The organism is Pantoea sp. GCM10028869 (genome assembly GCF_042666835.1).
Taxonomy (GTDB): Bacteria; Pseudomonadota; Gammaproteobacteria; order Enterobacterales; family Enterobacteriaceae; genus Pantoea; species Pantoea leporis.
On sequence record NZ_JBHTGO010000003.1, the window covers coordinates 470,249 to 490,959 of the forward strand.

At 56.5% G+C, this 20,711-nt stretch carries 19 protein-coding genes; 7 read left to right on the forward strand and 12 right to left on the reverse strand.

The features are described from left to right. Positions 1 to 289: 289 nt before the first annotated feature. Positions 290 to 1,318: an NADP-dependent oxidoreductase gene (locus ACFQW4_RS10025; RefSeq protein ID WP_377725098.1), complete on the forward strand. Its 1,029-nt coding sequence runs from the start codon at positions 290 to 292 to the stop codon at positions 1,316 to 1,318. Between the two features lie 109 nt (positions 1,319 to 1,427). Beyond that, a complete protein-coding gene (locus tag ACFQW4_RS10030) occupies positions 1,428 to 2,681 on the forward strand; it encodes an SfnB family sulfur acquisition oxidoreductase (RefSeq protein ID WP_222233441.1) in 1,254 nt (417 codons plus the stop codon). On the opposite strand, the gene ACFQW4_RS10035 is transcribed toward ACFQW4_RS10030, so the two are convergent. The 5 genes from ACFQW4_RS10035 to ACFQW4_RS10055 are packed head-to-tail and all read right to left on the reverse strand — an operon-like array spanning position 2,678 to position 8,537. Beyond that, positions 2,678 to 4,045: an LLM class flavin-dependent oxidoreductase gene (locus ACFQW4_RS10035; RefSeq protein ID WP_271459790.1), complete on the reverse strand. Its 1,368-nt coding sequence runs from the start codon at positions 4,043 to 4,045 to the stop codon at positions 2,678 to 2,680. The two genes, ACFQW4_RS10030 and ACFQW4_RS10035, sit on opposite strands and share 4 nt — an antisense overlap. A 12-nt stretch (positions 4,046 to 4,057) precedes the next feature. Continuing rightward, positions 4,058 to 5,044, reverse strand: coding sequence for an ABC transporter permease (locus tag ACFQW4_RS10040; RefSeq protein WP_377725101.1), 987 nt, complete (start codon positions 5,042 to 5,044; stop codon positions 4,058 to 4,060). Further along, a complete protein-coding gene (locus ACFQW4_RS10045; protein ID WP_217546629.1) occupies positions 5,037 to 6,050 on the reverse strand; it encodes an ABC transporter permease in 1,014 nt (337 codons plus the stop codon). The genes ACFQW4_RS10040 and ACFQW4_RS10045 overlap by 8 nt, the downstream gene beginning before the upstream one ends. Beyond that, positions 6,047 to 7,570, reverse strand: coding sequence for a sugar ABC transporter ATP-binding protein (locus ACFQW4_RS10050; protein ID WP_336767553.1), 1,524 nt, complete (start codon positions 7,568 to 7,570; stop codon positions 6,047 to 6,049). Before ACFQW4_RS10050 ends, ACFQW4_RS10045 begins: the two co-directional genes overlap by 4 nt. Continuing rightward, complete coding sequence (locus ACFQW4_RS10055; RefSeq protein ID WP_101764408.1) at positions 7,560 to 8,537, reverse strand: sugar ABC transporter substrate-binding protein; 978 nt, start codon at positions 8,535 to 8,537, stop codon at positions 7,560 to 7,562. The genes ACFQW4_RS10050 and ACFQW4_RS10055 overlap by 11 nt, the downstream gene beginning before the upstream one ends. A 294-nt stretch (positions 8,538 to 8,831) precedes the next feature. On the opposite strand from ACFQW4_RS10055, the gene ACFQW4_RS10060 reads away from it, so the two are divergent. Both ACFQW4_RS10060 and ACFQW4_RS10065 read left to right on the forward strand, forming a co-directional pair. After that, the gene (locus ACFQW4_RS10060; RefSeq protein WP_110866144.1) at positions 8,832 to 9,596 is read left to right on the forward strand and encodes a hypothetical protein; all 765 of its coding nucleotides are present in this window, start codon (positions 8,832 to 8,834) and stop codon (positions 9,594 to 9,596) included. Between the two features lie 141 nt (positions 9,597 to 9,737). Further along, positions 9,738 to 10,478, forward strand: coding sequence for a nitroreductase family protein (locus ACFQW4_RS10065; protein WP_377725104.1), 741 nt, complete (start codon positions 9,738 to 9,740; stop codon positions 10,476 to 10,478). A gap of 37 nt (positions 10,479 to 10,515) precedes the next feature. On the opposite strand, the gene rluF is transcribed toward ACFQW4_RS10065, so the two are convergent. Next, positions 10,516 to 11,397: a 23S rRNA pseudouridine(2604) synthase RluF gene (gene rluF / locus ACFQW4_RS10070; RefSeq protein WP_101764411.1), complete on the reverse strand. Its 882-nt coding sequence runs from the start codon at positions 11,395 to 11,397 to the stop codon at positions 10,516 to 10,518. Positions 11,398 to 11,576: 179 nt separating this feature from the next. Between rluF and ACFQW4_RS10075 the strand changes: the two genes are divergently transcribed. Then, positions 11,577 to 12,314 carry an HPP family protein gene (locus ACFQW4_RS10075; RefSeq protein WP_377725107.1) on the forward strand — a complete coding sequence of 246 codons (738 nt, stop codon included), beginning with the start codon at positions 11,577 to 11,579 and terminating at the stop codon, positions 12,312 to 12,314. On the opposite strand, the gene ACFQW4_RS10080 is transcribed toward ACFQW4_RS10075, so the two are convergent. The 6 genes from ACFQW4_RS10080 to ACFQW4_RS10105 all read right to left on the reverse strand — a co-directional run bounded on the left by ACFQW4_RS10080 (position 12,284) and on the right by ACFQW4_RS10105 (position 18,194). Further along, the gene (locus ACFQW4_RS10080; protein WP_377725109.1) at positions 12,284 to 13,225 is read right to left on the reverse strand and encodes a metallophosphoesterase; all 942 of its coding nucleotides are present in this window, start codon (positions 13,223 to 13,225) and stop codon (positions 12,284 to 12,286) included. The two genes, ACFQW4_RS10075 and ACFQW4_RS10080, sit on opposite strands and share 31 nt — an antisense overlap. A 12-nt stretch (positions 13,226 to 13,237) precedes the next feature. Continuing rightward, entirely contained in the window at positions 13,238 to 14,056 is an 819-nt protein-coding gene (locus ACFQW4_RS10085; protein WP_110866140.1) for a carbohydrate ABC transporter permease, read from the reverse strand. Further along, entirely contained in the window at positions 14,053 to 14,967 is a 915-nt protein-coding gene (locus ACFQW4_RS10090) for a carbohydrate ABC transporter permease (RefSeq protein WP_377725111.1), read from the reverse strand. Before ACFQW4_RS10090 ends, ACFQW4_RS10085 begins: the two co-directional genes overlap by 4 nt. Further along, positions 14,967 to 16,241, reverse strand: a complete 1,275-nt coding sequence (locus ACFQW4_RS10095; RefSeq protein ID WP_377725113.1) for an ABC transporter substrate-binding protein — start codon at positions 16,239 to 16,241, stop codon at positions 14,967 to 14,969. Before ACFQW4_RS10095 ends, ACFQW4_RS10090 begins: the two co-directional genes overlap by 1 nt. A gap of 27 nt (positions 16,242 to 16,268) precedes the next feature. Beyond that, entirely contained in the window at positions 16,269 to 17,369 is a 1,101-nt protein-coding gene (locus ACFQW4_RS10100; RefSeq protein ID WP_377725115.1) for an ABC transporter ATP-binding protein, read from the reverse strand. A gap of 162 nt (positions 17,370 to 17,531) precedes the next feature. Beyond that, the gene (locus ACFQW4_RS10105) at positions 17,532 to 18,194 is read right to left on the reverse strand and encodes a GntR family transcriptional regulator (protein WP_101764418.1); all 663 of its coding nucleotides are present in this window, start codon (positions 18,192 to 18,194) and stop codon (positions 17,532 to 17,534) included. 168 nt (positions 18,195 to 18,362) lie between these two features. Here ACFQW4_RS10105 and ACFQW4_RS10110 point away from each other — a divergent pair, with 168 nt between their 5' ends. Beyond that, positions 18,363 to 19,853: an ABC transporter substrate-binding protein gene (locus ACFQW4_RS10110; RefSeq protein WP_377725118.1), complete on the forward strand. Its 1,491-nt coding sequence runs from the start codon at positions 18,363 to 18,365 to the stop codon at positions 19,851 to 19,853. After that, on the forward strand, positions 19,850 to 20,710 hold the full coding sequence (locus ACFQW4_RS10115) for an ABC transporter permease (protein WP_377725119.1): 861 nt from the start codon (positions 19,850 to 19,852) through the stop codon (positions 20,708 to 20,710). The genes ACFQW4_RS10110 and ACFQW4_RS10115 overlap by 4 nt, the downstream gene beginning before the upstream one ends. The last annotated feature ends 1 nt before the right edge of the window (position 20,711 follow it).

A 20,711-nucleotide genomic window follows, 5' to 3' on the forward strand; every position in this document is an offset into this window, starting at 1 on the left:
AAAGCATCGCTATAGGTATACGCAGCAGAGTGTGGCCAGGTGTATGTGGCATTGCCCGATACCGCTTAGGCAAATGCCCTATGATTGTTAAAATTCATGGTGTTATATTAATTCGCGTCGACAAGTTTACGCTTGGTTTGTGCGCTGGCTCACTGGCATTTTACCAGGTGCGCATAAATGCGCACCCTACAGATATTTCGTAAGGCCGTCATTAATGGCGACCTTACCCTCAAACTTGCCTTTTCCTCGTCTACACTTGCCTCACGTGGAAACGCTAATAGAGGTAAAAATGTCGCAATCTACTCAACGTAATCAAGCTTGGCTACTAGCCTCACGCCCGCATGGCGAACCGGTAAAAGAGAATTTCCGCCTGGTAGAGCAGCCCATTCCTGACGTGAAGGACGGCCAAATCCTGCTGCGCACGCTCTATTTGTCGCTTGACCCCTATATGCGCGGGCGCATGGATGACAGCAAATCTTATGCTGCACCTGCTGAACTCGACCAACCGATGGTTGGCGGCACGGTGAGCGAAGTGGTGGAATCTAAACACGCGGATTTCCAGCAAGGCGATGTGGTCCTCGCGCAAAGCGGCTGGCAAAGCTATGCGGTTTCGGACGGAAACGGCGTGGCGAAATTGGGCGATCTGCCCCATCCTTCTTGGGCGCTGGGCATTCTCGGTATGCCGGGCTTTACGGCCTATATGGGCTTGATGGATATCGGCCAGCCAAAACAGGGTGAAACCCTGGTGGTCGCGGCGGCTACCGGCCCGGTCGGTGCAACGGTGGGTCAGCTTGGGAAACTCCAAGGCTGCCATGTCGTAGGCGTTGCGGGGGGTGAAGAGAAGTGTCGTTATGCGATTGAGAAGCTCGGTTTCTCCGCCTGTATCGATCACCATCGTGACGACTTTGCGGAACAACTGGCGGCTGCCTGCCCGGACGGCATTGATATCTACTTCGAAAACGTTGGCGGCAAAGTGTTTGATGCCGTATTCCCGTTGCTGAACACCGCAGCGCGCGTGCCGGTGTGTGGCCTGGTTTCTGGTTACAGCAGCCGCGAATTACCGCCAGGCCCAGATCGCACCCCGCAAATCATGGGCGGCATTCTTAAACGTCGTATTCGCATGCAGGGCTTTATCATCTTCCAGGATTACGGCAATCGTTATCCTGAATTCCTCAAAGCGATGACGCCGCTGGTGGAGCAGCAAAAAATCCACTACCGCGAGCACATGATCGACGGGCTGGAAAATGCCCCGCAGGCGTTTTTCGATATGCTGAAAGGCAAAAACTTCGGTAAAACTGTGGTGAAAGTCGCGCAGTAAACCGTTGTGTTAACGCTATTTTTCACTTTGCATAGCCGCAATTGAGATATGGCGCGCGCTGAGCGCATGAGAAGATATTTTCCCTACATCGTCATTATCGGGAGTTCTCATGTCGCTCAGCCAAACCCACATCCTGAAGGTCAATTCCCAACAGCCTGAAGCACCCGTTCCCTTACCTGCTGAACCGGCGCATATCATTCGTGATGATGCCGAAGCCATCGAGATTGCTCAACGTCTGGCCACAGAGTTTGCGCGTGACGCCGCACTGCGCGACCGCGAAGGCATCTTGCCGCTCAACGAATTGGATGCGTTCTCACAAAGTGGCTTGTGGGCGATGGCGATCCCTAAAATCTATGGCGGCGCGGGCGTATCCTGGGTGACGGTGGCGAAAGTCATCGCCATCATTTCGGCGGCAGATTCCGCGCTCGGTCAGCTACCGCAGAACCATTTAGCCGGCGTGGCGCATCTGGTGGCGGATGGCAGCGAGGCGCAGAAACAAGAACTACTGGGCGAAGTGCTGGCTGGCTTGCGCTGGGGCAACGCTTTCTCCGAGAAGAATTCACGCACCGTCGCCGATTTCCAGACGCGTTTTCAGCGTGAAGGTGATGACGTGGTGATCAACGGCGAGAAATTCTACGCCACCGGCGCACTGCTGGCGCATCGAATTCACGCAGTGGCGCTCGACGATCAGGATCGCGCGCATCTGATTGTGCTGGATCGCAACACGCCGGGCGTGACCATCATTAACAATTGGTCGAGCTTTGGTCAGCGCACCACGGCATCGGGCACCGTGCTGCTGGAGAACGTGCGCGCGCCGCTATCCCGCGTGATCCCGGCTTATCAGGCGTTTGAGCGCCCGACTGCCGCCGGTCCGATTTCGCAGATTATTCAGGCGGCGGTGGATGTGGGCATTGCTCGCGGCACTGTTGAAGACACGCTGCATTTTGTGCGCGAGCGGTCACGTCCGTGGATTGATAGCGGCCAGGAGCGCGCATCCGATGATCACTTTACGCTGGCGGCAGTCGGGGATTTGAAAATTCGCCTGCACGCCGCTGAAGCCTTACTGTGGCGCGCTGGCGAAGCGATTGATCTGGCGCTGCGGCAACCCGATGAAAGCACGGTTGCAGCAGCAACGGTTGCTACCGCTGAAGCCAAAGTGTTAACCACCGAAATCGCTATTCTGGCAGGCAACAAGCTGTTTGAACTTGCGGGTACACGCTCAACGCTGCAGGAGTTCAACCTCGATCGCCATTGGCGCAATGCGCGCACCCACACCTTGCACGATCCGGTGCGCTGGAAGTATTACCACGTTGGCAATTATTACCTCAATGGCACCCCGCCGCCGCGCCATGCCTGGAATTAACGGTGGCGAAAACGTGCCGCTGGATGGTCAGCCGTGAGTCGCGGCTGACCAAACAACCGTTCGCGCAACGTCACGGCTTGCGCGGGCGTTTCACGGATAAGCCCTCGGCTACGCAGCACCGGCATCACATGCTGGATAAAATCCTCAAAGCTGCCGGGACTAATCGCCCACGCCAGATTGAAGCCATCAACACCCGACTCCGCGGCAAACTGTTCCAGCTGATCGGCGATACTCTCCGGACCGCCGATCAGCAGCGGATGCAATCCGCCAATGCCGATGTAGCGCGCCGCATCACGCAGCGTCCAGCGTTTTTGATCGTCAATGCGCGTCAGGCTGGCTAAGGCTGAGCGACAGGCATCGGTTTCACGAAACGCTAGCGGCGTATCCAAATCCTCCTGTGACCAGTCGATACCGGTCCACGCAGAGAACAGCGCCAGCGCGGCCTCTTCGCTGATGTACTGCTGATAATCGCGATATTTAGCCTGCGCGGCTTCATCACTCTCTGCGGTGATCACCGTGATAGCCGTTACGAAACGCAGCGAAGCCGCATGGCGCCCTTCTGCTGCGGCTAACTGGCGAATGCGTTGGATATCCGCAGCAATGGCCTGCGGCGTAACGCCGCCGAGAAATATCACTTCCGCGTTGCGTGCAGCGAATTGCGCCCCGCGACTGGAGGTTCCCGCCTGAAACAGCACCGGCGTGCGCTGCAGACTGGGCTCGCTTAGGTGCGCATCCGGTACCTGATACCAGCGCCCGGCATGCTTGATAGCATGCACTTTGGCCGGATCGCTATACACGCTGTTTTGCTTATCGCGCCGCACCGCGTCCTCTTCCCACGATCCTTCCCACAGCTTGCCGGTGATATCGAGAAACTCCTGCGCGCGATCGTAGCGTTCATCGTGCGGAATTTGCTGCGTCAGCCCCAGATTACGTGCCGCTGAATCCAGCATTGACGTCACCACATTCCAGGCGATGCGCCCGTTGCTCAGGTGATCAAGCGTGGTGAATTTGCGCGCAAGCAGATACGGCTGTTCGTAGGTGGTAGAAACGGTGATGCCAAAGCCCAGATGTTGCGTCACCGCTGCCATTGCAGAAACCAGCAATAGTGGATCGTTAACCGGCATTTGTGTCGCCAGACGCAACGCCGCGTCCGGCTTGTTTTGCCACACGTCCAACTGACCCAGCGCATCGGCGATGAACAGCGCATCAAACCCGGCGCGATCCAGCTGTTGGGCAATATCGGTCCAGTAACGCAATTCGGTATAGCGATGAGCCTGATCCTGCGGATGCCGCCACAATCCTGCGGAGATGTGGCCCGGCACATTCATCATAAAACCAAACAGTAAAAACGGTGCCCGGCTCATCTTTGACCTCTCTCAGCTGTGATGACGCGCGCGCAGAGCCCCGACGGCCAGCACAATGAAAATTAATCCGCCGGTGGCGACCTGTTGCCAGTAAAAATTCCAGCCGACCAGCAGCAAGCCGTTGGCGATAAAGCTCAGCAGCACCACGCCAAGCAGCGTGCCTAACACATTGGGCCGACGTGATGGCGCGAAGGTGGCGCCAATAAAACTGGCACCAATCGCATTCAGCAGATAGGCATTGCCCGACAGCGGCACCCAGGCTTTGACGTTGGCCGCCAGAATCAAACCGACGATACCGGCAATCAACGCCGCGAGAATAAACGCCAGCGCAGTGAGTCGTTTCACTGGCACGCCCGAATGCTGCGCAACGCTGTACTGCTCGCCCATTACCCGCAATGAACGGCCGGTGGCGCTGCGATGCAGCAACTGATAGAGCGCCAGCGCTACCAGCAACAATAGCCACAACGGCAGCGGAATGCCGAGCAGCGCGCCGTGACCTATCGCCGAAAAACCATCGGGCAGTTTCTGGCTCAGCAGATAAACCGGTTGTCCGCCATTTGACGACAGCTGCTGCACGCTTTGTCCGATAAACAGCGTGCCAAGCGTGGCGAGAAACGGCTCCACGCCTAACTGTGTCACCAAAAAGGCGTTAAACACGCCAACCAGCAGCGCGGCAATTAATGCCGCGAACAGCGCCACTGGCAAACTGACCTGATGCAGCACCAGTGTCACCAAAACCAGACAGGCAATATCGATCGCCGTGCCCACCGAGAGATCAATCGCGCCAATGCGTGTCACCAACGTCATCGCCAGGGCGACGATCGCCAGCGGCGCGACGTTATTGAGCAACACACTGCGAATATTGGAGACAGTGGCAAAAGCGGGCACCGCGATAATAAAGAACACGAGCAGCGCTACAAAGGTCAGCACGATGATGGCGCGCAGCCAGCCGGTCTGGCGCGGGCGTGGCGCGACAGGTGATAACAAAGAGTCAGACACCTTGCGTTCTCCTTGACTGGCGACGACGTAACAGCGCGGTTAACGCCACCACTAATAGGATCAACACGCCTTCGACGCCGTTTATCCAGTAACTTGAGACATTGATCAGCTGAAAGCCGTTGGCAATCAGGCTGAGAAATAGCGCGCTAATCAGTGCGCCGCCAAGTGTCGGCACCAGACGACGGGAAAACACCACGCCCAATAGCGCCGCCGCGATCACCATCAACAGATTGTCGTTGGCGCCAGGCGAACTGCCGCTTAGTAGCGACACCGACGCAATTGCCGCGATAGCCGCGCTGACGCCACACAACACGTAGCTCAAACCCTGATAGCGTTTAACGCCGATGCCCGCCGCATTCGCCGCCTGCGGATGGCTGCCCACCGCCTGCAAGCGCAGGCCAAAGGACGTCAGGCGGCTCAAGGCGATCATGCCAAACGCCAGCAGCAGAAACGACCAGCCCAGCCACGACACCGCTAAAGGGCCGTTGCTTAACAACAGATTTTGCAGATCGCTGCTGGCCGACACCGAGGCGTTGCTGGTCAGCACCATTTCCAGGCCGATAGCGATATTCATGCTGGTGAGCGTTGCCAGCAGCGGCAAAATCCCCAGCCAGACAATCGCCAGCGCGTTAAACAAACCCACAGCCGCACCGGTAAACAGCGTCAGCAGCAAGGCAATCGCGATGGGCTGACCGGCGTTGAGCTGGCTGGCAAACACCGCCGCACTTAGGCCAAGGTTGGCGGCAATCGACAGATCAATGCCGCCGGTAATACCCTGCAAGCCGCCGCCGCTTAAAACCAGCGTTAAGCCAAGCGCCAGCGTGCCAACCACCGCGGTCTGCTGTAGCACGTTGCCAAGATTCATCACCGTAAGAAAAATCGGCGACAGCCAGGCAAAGACGGCTAAAACCAGCACAATAATCAGCAGCGAAACGTGTTGCAGCCACTGCTGACCACGCACGCTGCGCGGTGCTACAAGCGGTGCAGATTGGGTAACATCACTCATGAAGCACGCTCCGTTAACGCGCCGGTGCCCGAAGCCCAGGAGAGAATTTCCTGATGGCTGGTGTGCTGTGCCTCCAGCGTGGCGACATGTTCGCCGCGCGCCAGCACCATAATGCGATCGGCCAGCGTTTGCAGTTCGAGTAAATCGGTGGAGAACACCAGAATCAGGGCGCCGTCATCAGCCAACTGCTGCAATGTGTGATAAATCGCCGCCTTAGCCGCAATATCAACGCCCACCGTGGGCTCATCCAGCAAATACAGACGCGCACCGGTGTTTAACCATTTGGCCAGCACCGCTTTCTGTTGGTTGCCGCCCGAAAGCTGACGCAGCGCCGCCAGCTGCCCCGGCGTGCGGATATCCAGTTGCTGAATGTTCTTCGCCACCAGTTCGCTCTCCGCCTGACGCGAAACGCCGCCCCAGCGCAGCAAGCGTTGCACCGTGGTTAAGGTGACATTGTCACGCAATGACAAATTTAACGCGACGCCGTTGGCGCGGCGATCCTCCGGTACAAAGGCGATACCGCGCTTCACTGCGGCATGTGGAGAAGCCGGCACGCCGCTCACTTCGCCCAGCGTAACCTTGCCGCTGACGCCGTTTTCCAGCCCGAACAGCGCGCGAATCAGCGCTTTACCGCCGGAACCTAACAAGCCGGTGATGCCGATGATTTCGCCTTGTCGGCCGGTGAACGACACACTGTGAAAACTGCCGGGCGCGCTGAGCGCAGTAACCTGCAGTACTTGCGCACCGGCGCGGCGCGACTGACGCGGTGCCAGTTCATGACGCGCGTCGCCTACCATCGCCGCGATCAGTGCCGCCGGTGATAGTTGATCTGCGTTGAACTGCGCCACGTCTTTGCCGTCACGTAGCACCGTGACGCGTTGGCACAGCTCCTGAATTTCATCGAGATAGTGCGAAACATAAAGCAGCGCGATGCCCTGCTGGCGCATGCGTTCAATTACCCGGAACAGCGCATGCACTTCATGGCGCGCCAGCGCGGCGGTCGGTTCATCCAGCACCACCACGCGCGGCGCGTTTTGCAGCACGCGACAGATTTGCACCAGTTGCTGCTCCGCCACGCTCAGCGTGGCGATCAACGCATCAGGATCGAGTTGCAAACCAAAGTGCTGCTGCAGCTGCTGCTCTGCCTGCTGGCGCATACGACGTCGCAGGATAAACGGCGTACCGGCTAAGCGCGGTTCGTTGCCAAGCCACAGCGCTTCCGCCACCGTTAGCGAGCCGGGCAACAATCGCTCCTGATGCACGATGGCGATGCCCTGGCGTTGCGCCTGCGCGGGCGTAGCGAGCGTAAGCGGCTGGCCATCCAGCTCGATGCTGCCGCGATCGGCGGCGTGAATGCCGCCTAACACTTTGATCAGCGTCGATTTACCCGCACCGTTATGGCCAATCAAGCCGTGTACTTCACCGGCATGCACGCTGAGCGACACCGATTGCAGCGCAGGCACGCCATCAAAAGCTTTGCTGATGGCGTGCAGTTGCAACAGCGGCGCGTTATTTACCATCCGTTTGACCCAGGGTTTTCTGCGCTTCGGCAGCGTTCTCTTTAGTCACCAGAATCGACGGCACATAGGTTGCGGGCGGCAACGAACGATCGCCAGCGAGGTATTTCGCTACGTTCTGCACCGCCGTTTGGCCAATCACATACGGCTGCTGCGCCACCACCGCTGCCGCGCTGGATTTGGGATCTTTAACCAGCGACACCACATCCGGGCTGCCATCCACCGCGTACGTTTTGATTTCGTTGCGTCCGGCAGCGTCTACCGCCTGCGTGGCGCCGATTTGCGGCACATCCCACGCCGCCCAAATCGCCTGCACCGAACCTTTCGGATATTTATTTAGTAATTGACTGATTTGCGCATACGCATCCTGCACGGTATTCGGGATGACATCGCGCAATTCAGGTTGGATAATTTTAATTTTCGGATACCACTTCAGCACGGCTTTTAACTGGTCGTAGCGCATTGCGACTACCGGCACGCCATAGAAACCGTTAAATACCAAAATATTGCCTTCGCCGCGCAGGTCGTTTACCAGTTTTAATGCTAACTGTTCGCCAATATAAAAATTATCCGATGTGGTGACGTTAATACTGGATGGGCTGGCGGTATCAACGGTAAATAAAGGAATGCCCGCTTCGCGTATTTTTTTCAGCCAGGGTTCCAGCACCGACGCTGTGCCAAGGGTTTCAATAATGGCATCCGGTTTTTGCGCAATAAGCGTCTGAATCTGCGCAATTTGCTGCGACTCTTTACGCCCGCCATCCAGCGCAATCGGCGTTCCGCCAAGGCGCTTCACCTCATCGATTTGTCCCTGATAAGCTTTCAAATCCCAGTAGTGATCGGTACCCGCGACGGTAATGCCAATGCGTTTACCCGCCAGCGACGGAATCGGTTGATCCTCGGCGTGCGCCATTCCTGATAATAGTGATAGAGAAGCCAATAACAGACCTGCCAGGCGGTGCTTTTTCATTCTTAATATCCCTGGAAACAATAAAATAATGTTGTGTGACGCCTGTTATCTGGCGTGTGAAATAAAAATTATCACAGCCATTTTTTATCCATAATGCTATTTTCTCCTTAGGCTAGCTGGCGATTGGTAATAGCCAATACGCACTAGTTCGGTGCGTTTTTTCCCGCTGCGCTTTGTCGGTTTTTTATGCACAGTTACGTAAAGATACTGGTAATCCATACAGATAAGGTTCAGGATGGTCACTCATCCTGGATTAGCACCCACGGCCATTCACCCTCTATCTGAGGGCTCGTAATGAACTTTTATTCAACTGAAACCGTTTGCGCCATTACCGGTGCCAACCGCGCCAATTTACGTCGCTGGTTGCGCGGTGGATTAATTTCTGAGAATCACGTCAATAAGGACTGGAGCCGACATCAGGTTGATGAAGTGCTCGCCATGATGGCATTGACCTCGGGTGGCGCCACGCTGTGGCAAATCTATCAAGGCCGACACTGCGGGCTCGATTACTCTTCGTCTGGTTGGGTGGCACGCCGCGGCGATCTTTTACGGCAGCTGGAGTTAGGCTCTGATCGAGAACTGGCGCGTACTGTGCGCAATCTGGCGGGCGATTACAGCAGCGACGATTTCGTCAATGTGCTGATGAAACCGCTCAACCGCTGGCTGCGTGATGATACGCGTCGCGGGGCATCACGCAGGTTAACGCGCTTTCATGAAGCGATCGTTCATCACAGCGACTGTGTAAAACGCGCTTCAGCCCGTCAGCAGCAGATGCCACTGTTACTGGAAGTGGTCAGCACCGGCGATGAAACGGAAGTGTGGCTGGAAGCCATTCGCCTTACCGGACAAGGGTTCTGCGTCGAGGTGGATCAAACCTCACAACCGATGCTGTACAGTTCAGAAAGCCGCCACGATCATCACCTGCTGTGGTGCGGTGCCGGTATCAGCCATGAACGCATGACCCAGTTCCAGCGCGGATTACGCTCCGGTAAACCGGTGATGCTGAGCGGACCCGATCGCAGCGTTCATCCGGCTGTCGCTGAAGCCAGAGTCGCTTAGCCGGTGCTTTATGCACCGGTCTCATCGCTTATCCCATTCCGCACTTTGCTTATTCAAAAGAAGTAGTTAGCCACGGCAACAACGGTTAAGTCACATCACTCTCTCTTCTGCTACGCTCTCGCCTCCCAATCAGGAGGATCTATGAGTTCATTAATCGATATTTTCACCAGTCATAAAAGCGATCGCAGTTTTACCGACCTTCCCGTTGCGGATGCGGTGCTGGATCGCATCATTTCGGCCGCCTATCGCGCGCCAACCTCGGTGAACTCGCAGCAGGTCTCTTTGGTGGTGACGCGCGATGCTGAAAGACGGGCACAAATCTCCCAGATTGCTGGCGGTCAGCCGTGGATTGCCAAAGCGCCGGTGTTTATTACCCTGGTGCTGGATATGCATAAATCGCGTCTGGCGATAAACGCTATCGACCGCGAGCAGATCGCGCAGCAGAGCATCGAAAGCATTGTGTCGGGCTCAACCGATGTGGGTATTGCGTTGGGTTCTATCATGGCGGCAGCGCGTGCGGAAGGTTTGGGCATTGTGCCGATTGGCGGTATTCGTCGCGATGCGCAGGCGTTAATCCGCTTGCTGGATTTGCCGGAATATACCTTCCCGGTGGCGGGCGTGGTGATTGGCCATGTCGATCAGCCTGCGCATCAGAAGCCGCGTCTGCCGCTGGCTACCTTCCGTCATGAAGAGCGCTATCAACGTGATGGACTGGAGCAACACATCGCTGCCTATAATCAGGAGATGGTGCAGCACTGGAAAAATACCGGACGTGAGGATGGCGAGAGCTGGAGTGAAAGCGTTAGCGGTTATTATCACAAGATTTACTTCCCGCACGTGCTGGACGCGCTGAAGAAGCAAGGGTTTGGCAACGACAAGTGACGGCTTTTCCCCGCGCGCTGTGCGCGGGGAAAGAAAATTAACGCCCTTTCTTCTTACGACCTGGCTGGGCGAAACGCTGGCGATTAGCCGGTTTTGCTCCCGCTTTCTCACCCGGTTTAGCGCCAACCGTCGCGGGCTTTTTCGCCGCGCTGGCGGGTTTCTTTTTCGCCTGCGTCTTCTGCGTTTTTTGATCTTCGGATGATGAGTCTTCAATCAGTTTGAACAGATCAATCAGCTCGTCATCGGTCAAATCGCGCCACTCGCCGAGCGGAATGCCTTTCAGGCTGACGTTCATGATGCGCGTACGTTCAAGCTTGGTCACTTCAAAGCCGAAGTGTTTGGTCATTCGACGAATCTGACGATTCAGCCCCTGAACCAGAATGATGCGGAAGACAAAGGTCGACTCTTTTTTAACTTTGCACTTTTTGGTGACGGTGCCGAGCATCGGTACGCCCGCGCCCATTCCGGCAATAAATTCATCGGTGATCGGTTTATCAACGGTGACCACATACTCTTTTTCGTGGTTATTACCGGCACGCAGGATTTTATTCACCAGATCGCCGTGGTTGGTGAGGAAAATCAGTCCCTGCGAATCTTTATCCAGGCGACCAATCGGGAACACGCGCTTGCTGTGATTAACGAAATCACCAATGTTGTCACGCTCACCCTCTTCCATGGTGGTGATGATGCCCACCGGTTTGTTCAGCGCAATCAGCACTAAATCTTCTTCGTCACGCGGCTCAATCAGCTGCCCGTTCACTTTGACTTCATCCCCTGCAAACACCTGCGCACCGACGGCAGCGCGTTTACCGTTAATGAAAACGTTGCCTTGCTCGATGTAACGATCGGCATCGCGGCGTGAGCAGATTCCGCTCTCGCTGATGTATTTGTTCAGGCGTGTGGATGAGTTAGGCAGCATGGTTCCTCCGAAAAAAAACGGACTATACAGCAACCTTAGGCGTTGGTTAAGCCTCGCGACAATCATCAGCATTTCTCTTACCACGATATAACAGCACACTAACAATGTGGTTGTTGTCAACGGATCGATCAGCGACAATTCGCACCCATCGTTTTTTCTTATGACAGAGTGATTCCCTCATGACAAATCAGCCATCGGTGACGTGGATAACCTCCGTGCGCATCTTTCTGGCCCGCCTTTGGCCCCATCCGTTACCGGGAGGCAGAAAGCAGATGGTCATCGCCAGCATTGGCGCGGGATTGGGTTTAATGATGACCAGCCTGACCAGCCACTGGCTGCTGGGTGGAGTGAATCTGTGGTTTGTCGCGCCGATGGGCGCTTCAGCGGTATTACTGTTTGGTCTGCCGAACAGTCCGCTGGCGCAGCCGTGGTCAATTGTCGGCGGCAATTTGGTGGCGGGCGTTGTTGGCGTCACCACCGCGCTGTGGGTTCCCCATCCCGCGCTGGCGTGTGGTATCGCGGCCTGTGTGACGATCGCGTTGATGTTTCAACTGCGCTGTTTGCATCCACCGAGCGGCGCGGTGGCGCTGACCGCAATTTTGGGCGGTAACGGCGTCCAGCAACTGGGTTACCACTTTATTCTGACGCCGGTGCTGTTGAACTCGGTTTGCCTCGCGCTGCTGGCGTTGCTGTTTAACAATCTCGCCGGACGTCGTTACCCGCATCCGCTGGCGGCAACGGAAACCAAAGCGCCGCCTGTGGTGATCGACGTAGCGATTACGCGTGAAGACCTGCATCAGGCGCTGGAAAGCGGCGAAGTGCTGGATATCGATGAGGATGATTTGCAGCAGTTGCTCCAACGCGCCGAAGAGATTGCGACACTTCGTCAGCGCGGGCAGATGCCGGCATCATCATGAGTGGTCGCCATAAATGGCGACTCGACACCATATTCTTTCACGATAACTTCATCGCCCTCAATTTCAACCACCGCAAACGGCACCTCTTCTGCCCCATCCAGCATCCCTTTGAGCGTATAGAAGCCTGTTTGACCGATGCGCGCAAAGCCGCCGCGATGATCGTGTCCAGAGAAACAGCATAGTATGTTGTAACTAGAAAGCAGCTCTGCCAGCACGCTGCCGTTGAGTAAGTTGTGGCTGTTATGCGGCGCCAGCGGATAATGCCCAAACACCACCACTTTCTCCCCTTGCTGCTGGGCTTGCTGCAACTGCTGCTCAATCCACGCCAGTTGCTGCGTTCCTACCGCACCGTTCCAGGGTTTCGCCTGCGGCTGCTGGCGCGCGGTCAGGTCCACCAGCATCGCCTCCGCCTGCTTGCGATCGTCACCGTTCTGCGTGTTGCAATAGAGGCTGATGTCGTTGCCGTCATAAACAATAAAACGCCAGCCCTGCAGCCCAAAGGCGTAATAGCTTTTGGGTAGCGCAGCGGCTTCGTTGAGATGCTGCGCGATGGTCTGCGCATCGTGATTACCCAGCACCACCGCATGTGGATGTTCGAGGCGATCGTAAATCGGCAATATCGCCGCGTAGCTGTTCCAGTCGCGATCGACTAAATCCCCCAGCGTAACGACAAAATCCAGCGGCTGCTGATTCAACACCGCAATCGCCTGCGGCAGCTTATGCAGCGCGTGACGATAGTAGAGATTTTTCGCCATATCGGCGTCGATGTCGGCATATTGCGGATCGGCAATCAAACCAAAACGCAGCGTGCTGCTCAGCGGCGCGGAACGCACATCGGGCAAGGCATAGAGCTCGGCGACATCGCCCAGCAGTTCACGCTGCAGTTCAGTCAGCGGATGCGGATAAGACACGAAAAGCACTCCTTAGCGAATACCAGCACGCATAAAAGATTGAATAAACTGACGCTGGAAGATCAGGAACAGCACCAACAGCGGCAAGGTGGTCATTAACGTAGCAGCGCCAATCAATGCCCATTGCACGCCCTGCTCCGGCGCCGAGAACAGTTGCAGGCCCACGGTGAGCGGCCGCACGTTGACCGAATCGGTGATCACCAGCGGCCAGAGGAAATCATTCCAGTGGAAACTGATCGACACCAGCGCAAACGCCACATAGATCGGCTTCGCCAGCGGGATGTAAATCTTGCGCAGAATGTAAAAGCGGCTGGCACCTTCCACAATTGCCGCCTCTTCCAATACCAGCGGAATACTTTTAAAGGTCTGGCGTAGCAGAAAGATGGCGAAGGCCGATGAGAAATACGGCAGCGCGATGCCGGTCAGCGTATCGCGGAAACCCAGCGCGCCGATGGTTTTGTAGTTATTCAGAATCAGCACGTCGGGGCTGATCATCAGCTGCAGCAGGATCAGCGCGAAGATCGCGCCGGAGAATTTCAGGCGGAAGCGCACTAATGCGTAAGCGGCCATGGTCGCCAGAATCAGCTGCACCACCACAATCATCAGCACCAGCAAGCTGGTATTGAGGAAGTAGCGACCAAAGGGCGCGGCGTGCCAGGCATTAACGAAGTTCTGCAAGGTCAGCGGCGAAAAAAGCGAAAAGCTCGCCTGATCGGATGCCGGATGAATCGCCACCCAGATCGCCACCAGAATCGGTAAAAACCACAGCAACGCGGCAAGCCCAATGCCCATATTCAGACACAGGCGACCAAACGTGATTGTTGGCTTCATTGGTAATGGGCTCGCTTGTCCAGTAGGTTGAATTTAAGCAGTGCAATCGCGGCGAGGATCACCAGCAGTACCACCGTCATTGCCGCTGCGGCGGGCATATCCCAGAAGCTGAAGGCAGTGCGATAGATGTAGAACAGCAGCAGGCTACTGCTGTTATTCGGCCCGCCGTTGGTCATCGCGATCACCTGATCGACGATGCGAAACACATTCATCGAGGCATTGATCAGCACAAACAGCGTGGTGGGCATCAACAGCGGCCACTGCACGCGGCGGAAGAAATAGCGGCGTGACGCCCCTTCTATCTGCGCGGCTTCGCTCAGGCGCGGATCGATCTGCTGCAAAGCGGCGAGATAAAAGATCATAAAGAAGCCCGCTTCGCGCCATACCGATACCGCCATCAAACAGTACAAGGCACTACCCGGTTCGCCGAGCCAGTTCATCGCCGGCAAGGAAAACAGCGCCAGCAGCTTATTCAGCAAACCCAGCTGCGGCGTGTAGAAGAACAGCCACAGATTGGCGATGGCGATCATCGGCAGCAGCGAAGGAATAAAGAACGCGGTGCGCACCAACGCATTGGCACGCATGTGACGATTGACCGCCAGCGCCATCAGCAGCGCCAGCATGACCGCCAGCGGAATGGTGATCAACGCATACAGCAGATTATTCCACAGCGACTGGATGAAGATGTCGTCATCCAGCAGCGCGAGATAGTTATCCAGCCCAACAAAATGGGCTGGACGACCGTTACGTGCTGCGCTGAACAGGCTTTCCCATACGGTCGCAACCGCCGGATAGTGCGTAAACAGCAGTAAAAAACTCAGTGCCGGTAAAATCAGCAGGTAGCCATACAGCTGCATCGACCATAACCGGGGACGACGAACCGGCGCAACGGTGAGAATCGTGCTCGTCATTATTGATAAGACTTCAGCAGACGATCGGCTTGCTTCTGCGCGCCTTCCAGCGCTTCGGCTGGCGTTTTCGCCTGCGTCACCGCCGCTTCTACCGCGTGATTGAGCGCATCCTGAATCTGCACGCTGTTGTAAGTCGAGAGTTCTGGCTGCGCATACTTCAGCTGTTCACGCGCCACCAATGCCTGAGGAACCTCTTTAACGTAATCCTTCATCACCGTGGTATCCCATGCCGCCGGAGAGGTCGCTACATAACCGGTGGCGATACTCCAGCGCGCCGCCTGCTCGGGTGAGGTTACCCAACGGATAAACTCCATCGCCGCTTTCTGCTGTTCTGGTGAGGCATTTTTAAAGACATACAGGTTACCGCCGCCGGTTGGGCTGCCGCGCTGGGTTTTCTCCGGCAGCATCGCCACACCGAACGGGAATTTCGCATTATCACGCACGTTGGTCAGGTTGCCGGTGGTGGTCACCATCATGGCAGTTTTGCCGCTGATGAAGTCCTGCGGCGTGGTGCCCCACGCAATGGCACCCCTCGGCGACACCTCCTCTTTCTGGCCGAGATCGGTCAGCCACTGCAGCGTTTCCACGTTGCCCGGCGTATTGAAGTGCACCGCGGTGCCTTTGCCGTTATCCAGGCGACCGCCGTTGGTGGCGGACAAGCCCTGGAAGTTCCAGTAGCCGTTTGGCGTGGACGGAATCTCGATGCCCCATTGGCTGACGCCGTTAGCATCTTTGATCGTGAGCTTCTTACTGAATTCGACCACTTGCTGCCAGTTGGCCGGTGGCGTATCGGCGTTCAAACCGGCTTTCTCAAACGCCTGTTTGTTCCAGTACATCACCACGGTTGAACGCTGGAACGGTACGCCCCACACTTTGCCGTCAATGTGACGCAGAAACGCCGGATAGAAACCGTCGATCCATTTTTTGCCTTCCTCACCCTGCGCTAAATCGCTGGCCGCCACAATCGCACCGGCATCAATCAGTGAATACGCTTCGATATCACCGATCACCGCCAGCTGCGACGCGTTGCCACCACGAAAGGCGGTCAGCGCTTTGGTCACGGTGGTGGCGTAGTCACCGGTATACACCGGCTGAATGCTCACGTCCGGATGCACTTTCTGGAAATCCGCCACCAGCGAATCCACGGTGTGGCTCACTTTGCCGCCCACCGCGATCGGGTAATACATTTGCAGCTTGACCGGTTCAGCCGCAAAAGCTGAGGTGGTGACGGCGAGAACTAATGCAGAAAGACGTGAATAACGAATCGCAGACATGATTTTCCCTTGGGCAAATGACAACGGTTAAACGGCGTATTTTTTCTGTGAAGCAAACATCTGTTGTTCGGCTGGCACGCAGCGCTTACCGCTCTCGCGATGAAAAAGATATTGCCGCGCGGCTGACCACTGCAATCCCACTTCACTGCCATCGGTGAAGCGCTGCATGCCCGGCACTTTAATGGTCAGCGGTTCGCTGATGCCAGCAAGCAGGCACACCAGCAAGGTATCAGCGCCCATATATTCAGAACTGATCACCCGCGCGGTCAGCGCCGCCTGTTCTGCAGCGATCGGCTGGATATCTTCGGCACGCAATCCAAGGCTCAGCGGCGCGTCGCGGTATTCCACTACCGGCGCGGTGAGATGCAGCAGATAGTGATGCGCGCCATTGCGCTGCAGCGGCAGGATGTTCATCGGCGGTGCGCCAATGAACTGTGCGGCAAACACGCTGGCGGGATTGTTGTAGAGATCGTCTGGCGTGCCGTGCTGTTCAATGTGGCCATCGTTGAGCAGGATAATGCTGTCGGCCATGCTCATCGCTTCAGTCTGATCGTGCGTGACGTACAGCATGGTCAAACCGAGTTTTTTCTGCAGCGCGCGGATTTCACGGCGCATGCTTTGCCGCAGCCTGGCGTCGAGGTTCGACAGCGGCTCATCCATTAAACACAGCGTGTTATTGGCGATCACCGCACGGCCCAGCGCCACGCGCTGTTGCTGTCCGCCGGAGAGCTGCGACGGCAAACGATCCAGCAGCTTATCCAGCTCCATCAGCTTGCTGACGTTATCCAGGCGGGCAGCAAACGACTGTTTCTCCTCGCCGCGCGCTTTCAAACCAAACAGCAGATTTTCACGCACGTTAAGGTGGGGAAACAGCGCATAGGACTGAAACACCATCGATAGCTTGCGCTGCGACGGCGGCAGATGGGTGATGTCGGCGTGTTTAAAGTGGATCGCCCCGCGATCGGCTGTTTCCAGTCCGGCGATGGTACGCAGCAGCGTCGATTTACCGCAGCCCGATGGACCGAGCAGCGCGACAAACGCGCCTTCTGCCGCGTCGAAGCTGATGTCGTCCAGGGCGGTTTTCTCGCCCCAGGCTTTAGTGATGTGGTGAAGCGAAAGGTGGCTCATGCATCCGCAATCCAGAAATCAGAATGGCGGTAAGCTAGCGGAAGGAAATGAAGGTTTTATGTCATTGCGGTGACCGCGCGGTTAATCAGATGCGCAATGCATTACGCCGCTACAAATAATTGCACGCTTAGTAGCGGCAAGGTTCACGCGCTCTTTTGCTTTTTACTGATTGAAATAGTGCTGATGCAAAATCGCAGCCCCATCATCAATCGCTTTCATCAATATCTTTTCACTGGTAACCGCATCGCCGGCCTGTAACGCTTCCAGCAGGTGATCATAGTTATGATGCCCATTCACCACCTCGGCCGGCTGCGGATAGAGATAGTTAAAGCACGGACCGATCTGCACCCAAAGCTGTTCGATCAGTGCCTCCAGCGTTGGCATTTGCGCATAGCCATAGAGCGTAAAACGGAACGCGCGATTGGCTTCTAACGCCGCCTCGGCATCACCGCTTTGTTTGGCTTGCATAAAGCGCGCGCAGAGTTTTTTCAGCTCAGAAATCTGTTTTTTTCCCAAAAATGGCGTCGCCGCCCTCACCGCTAAACCTTCAAGCTGCTTACGAATCAGCGTAATCTCATCAAAGCGCTGGCGCGTCATTTCCGGGACCAGAAACGCCGCAGCTGGCGTGGCGTCTAATGCTCCGGCAGAAACCAATCGCAACAAGGCTTCACGCACCGGCGTGATGCTGGTACCCAATTGAGCTGCCAAATCGCGCGTCACCAGCCGTGCGCCAGGTTTTAACTTGCCAACAATCAGCGCGCTGCGCAGTGACGATTCCACCTGCGCGGTCAAACTCATGCGCTGCGCTTTATCCATTTCGATCATACGTTGAGGGCCTTCTACTGAATTTCGCAAATGGTAAGTTATTTTTAATGTTTTATTGCCAACTTGCCAGATTATAGGATATATCATGTATTACAAATAAGCACAGTCTTGATTCTGGCAGTATCCACTCTTTTCACTACCTTGCCGTTGGCAATTTTGGGAAACGTTATGAGATTACCTGCAGTGAAGTTTGCCACCACCGCGTTGCTATTTGCTCTGATGCCAGCCGTACAGGCAGCGGAACTGACCATTGGCCAACCCACGTCTGCCACGGCGATGGATCCCGGCTTTCTCAAAGAATCTGCCACCTTAGTCGACAACCTCTTCGATACCTTAGTGCGCCGCGCCGATGACATGTCATTACAGCCGGGCTTAGCCACTGAGTGGAAAGCGATTAACGACACCACCTGGCAATTTACCCTGCGCCAGGGCGTGAAATTTACCGATGGCGAGCCGGTGAACGCCGAAGCGGTGAAGTTCTCCATCGATCGTATTTTAGACCCCGCCAATCACGCACCGACGATTTCCTATATCCGCACCATCAAATCGGTGGACGTGATCAACGATTATCAGGTGCAGATCCACACCAACGGCCCGGATCCTCTGCTGCCCACGCGCATGAGCCGCTACCCGGCTTACATTGTGCCGCCCGCCTACGTGAAGAAGGTCGGCGCCAGCGAGTTTGCGCGCAAACCGGTGGGCAGCGGCGCTTACAAGCTGGATAGCTTTATCCCGGATGAAAAAGTGGTGATGGTCGCCAATGAAACTTACTGGCGCGGCAAACCGGCGATCGACCGCGTTACCTGGCGTCCGATTCCCGAAGCCACCGCACGCCTCACCGCGCTGCTGACCGGCGAAGTGCAGCTGATTGAAAGCGTGCCTGCTGATTTAGTGCCCGCGCTGAAAAATCGCCCCAACGTCGAACTGGAACAGGTGAAAGGCGGCGGACTGACGATTTACCTCGGCCTGAAAGATGATGAGAAACCGCTGAGTGATGTGCGCGTCCGTCAGGCGCTTTCGCTGGCGTTAAACCGTCAGGCTTATACCCAACAGCTGCTGCACGGTTTCGGTACGCCAACCGGCACCATGGCCGGTGCTAATGACTTTGGTTATCTGGCGGTTCCGGCCACCGCGCAGGATGTGGCGAAAGCCAAATCGCTGCTGGCTGCAGCCGGTTACGGCAACGGCTTTACCCTGCGCTTCCAGGCGCCGCGCCGCTATATTGCCAGCGCCGATGTAGCCCAAGCCATCGTGCAGGATTTAGCCGCCATTGGCGTGAAAGCCGAGCTGGAGGTACCGGAATGGTCGGTTTACACCCAGCAGGTCGCGTCCCAGAAACAGGCTCCGATGTATATGCTGGCGTGGGGATCCACGCAGACGCTGGATGCCGATGCCGCGCTGTTCCCGATTCTGCGCAGCGGCGAGCCCTATTCCACCGTGCATGATGCAGAGCTGGATAAGCTGCTCGATCAAAGCCGCCAGATTGTCGATCCCGTTGCGCGCAAAAAAGTGCTAGAGCAGATACAGCAACGCGTCGCGGAACAACAGCCGCTGCTGCCGCTGTACCGTGAAGACACCTTGTATGCGCACAGCACGTCGCTCAACTTCAAAGGCCGCGTCGATGCCCGCATCCCGCTGTTTGATCTGAGGCTGAAATGATTTCACCGGGCACCGTGCTGCAGCGCCGTCCACGCCGCCTGATTTACGGCGATGCGGTAATCGGCAGCCTTTTGCTGATCGTGGTGATTGCCGCGGCGCTGCTCTCTCCGTGGCTGCCGTTGCCCGATGCCTTAAGTAACAATCTCAATGAGATGTTCCTGCCGCCGGGTTCACCCGGTGCGCAAGCCACGCATTGGCTCGGCACCGATCAACTGGGCCGCGATCTGCTGGCGCGCATTCTCTCCGGCACGCGCTTGTCGCTGCTGGTGGTGTTGGTCGCGGCGGCGATTGGCGCGGTGATTGGCGTCGCGCTCGGTATGATCGCCGGTTACGCCGGCGGTTGGGTTGATGCGCTGATCATGCGACTGATCGACATCCAGCTGGCGGTGCCGTTTATTCTGTTGATTCTGCTAGTGATTGCGCTGATGGGCGCATCACTGACCAACATCATTGTGATTATGGGCTGCACCAGCTGGGCGATTTATGCCCGCGTGGCGCGCGCCAAAACCTTAGAGATTCGGGAACTGGAATATATTCAGGCGGTGCGCGCCATGGGCTTTTCGCCGCTGCGCATACTGCTACGGCATATCCTGCCCAATCTGCTGACGCCGCTGGTGGTGTTGCTAACGCTGGATATCCCACGCCTGATCGTGCTCGAAGCCTCAGTGGGTTTTCTCGGTATGGGCATTCAGCCACCCACGCCAACGCTGGGCAACCTGACTGGCGAAGGTCGCTCTTACATGCTGCTGTCGCAATGGCTGGTGCTCTATCCCGGTTTGGTGATTGCGGCGCTGGTGATTGGCTGCAACCTGCTCGGCGATGCGCTGCTACGTCGCACGCATACAAGGCTGGATTAAG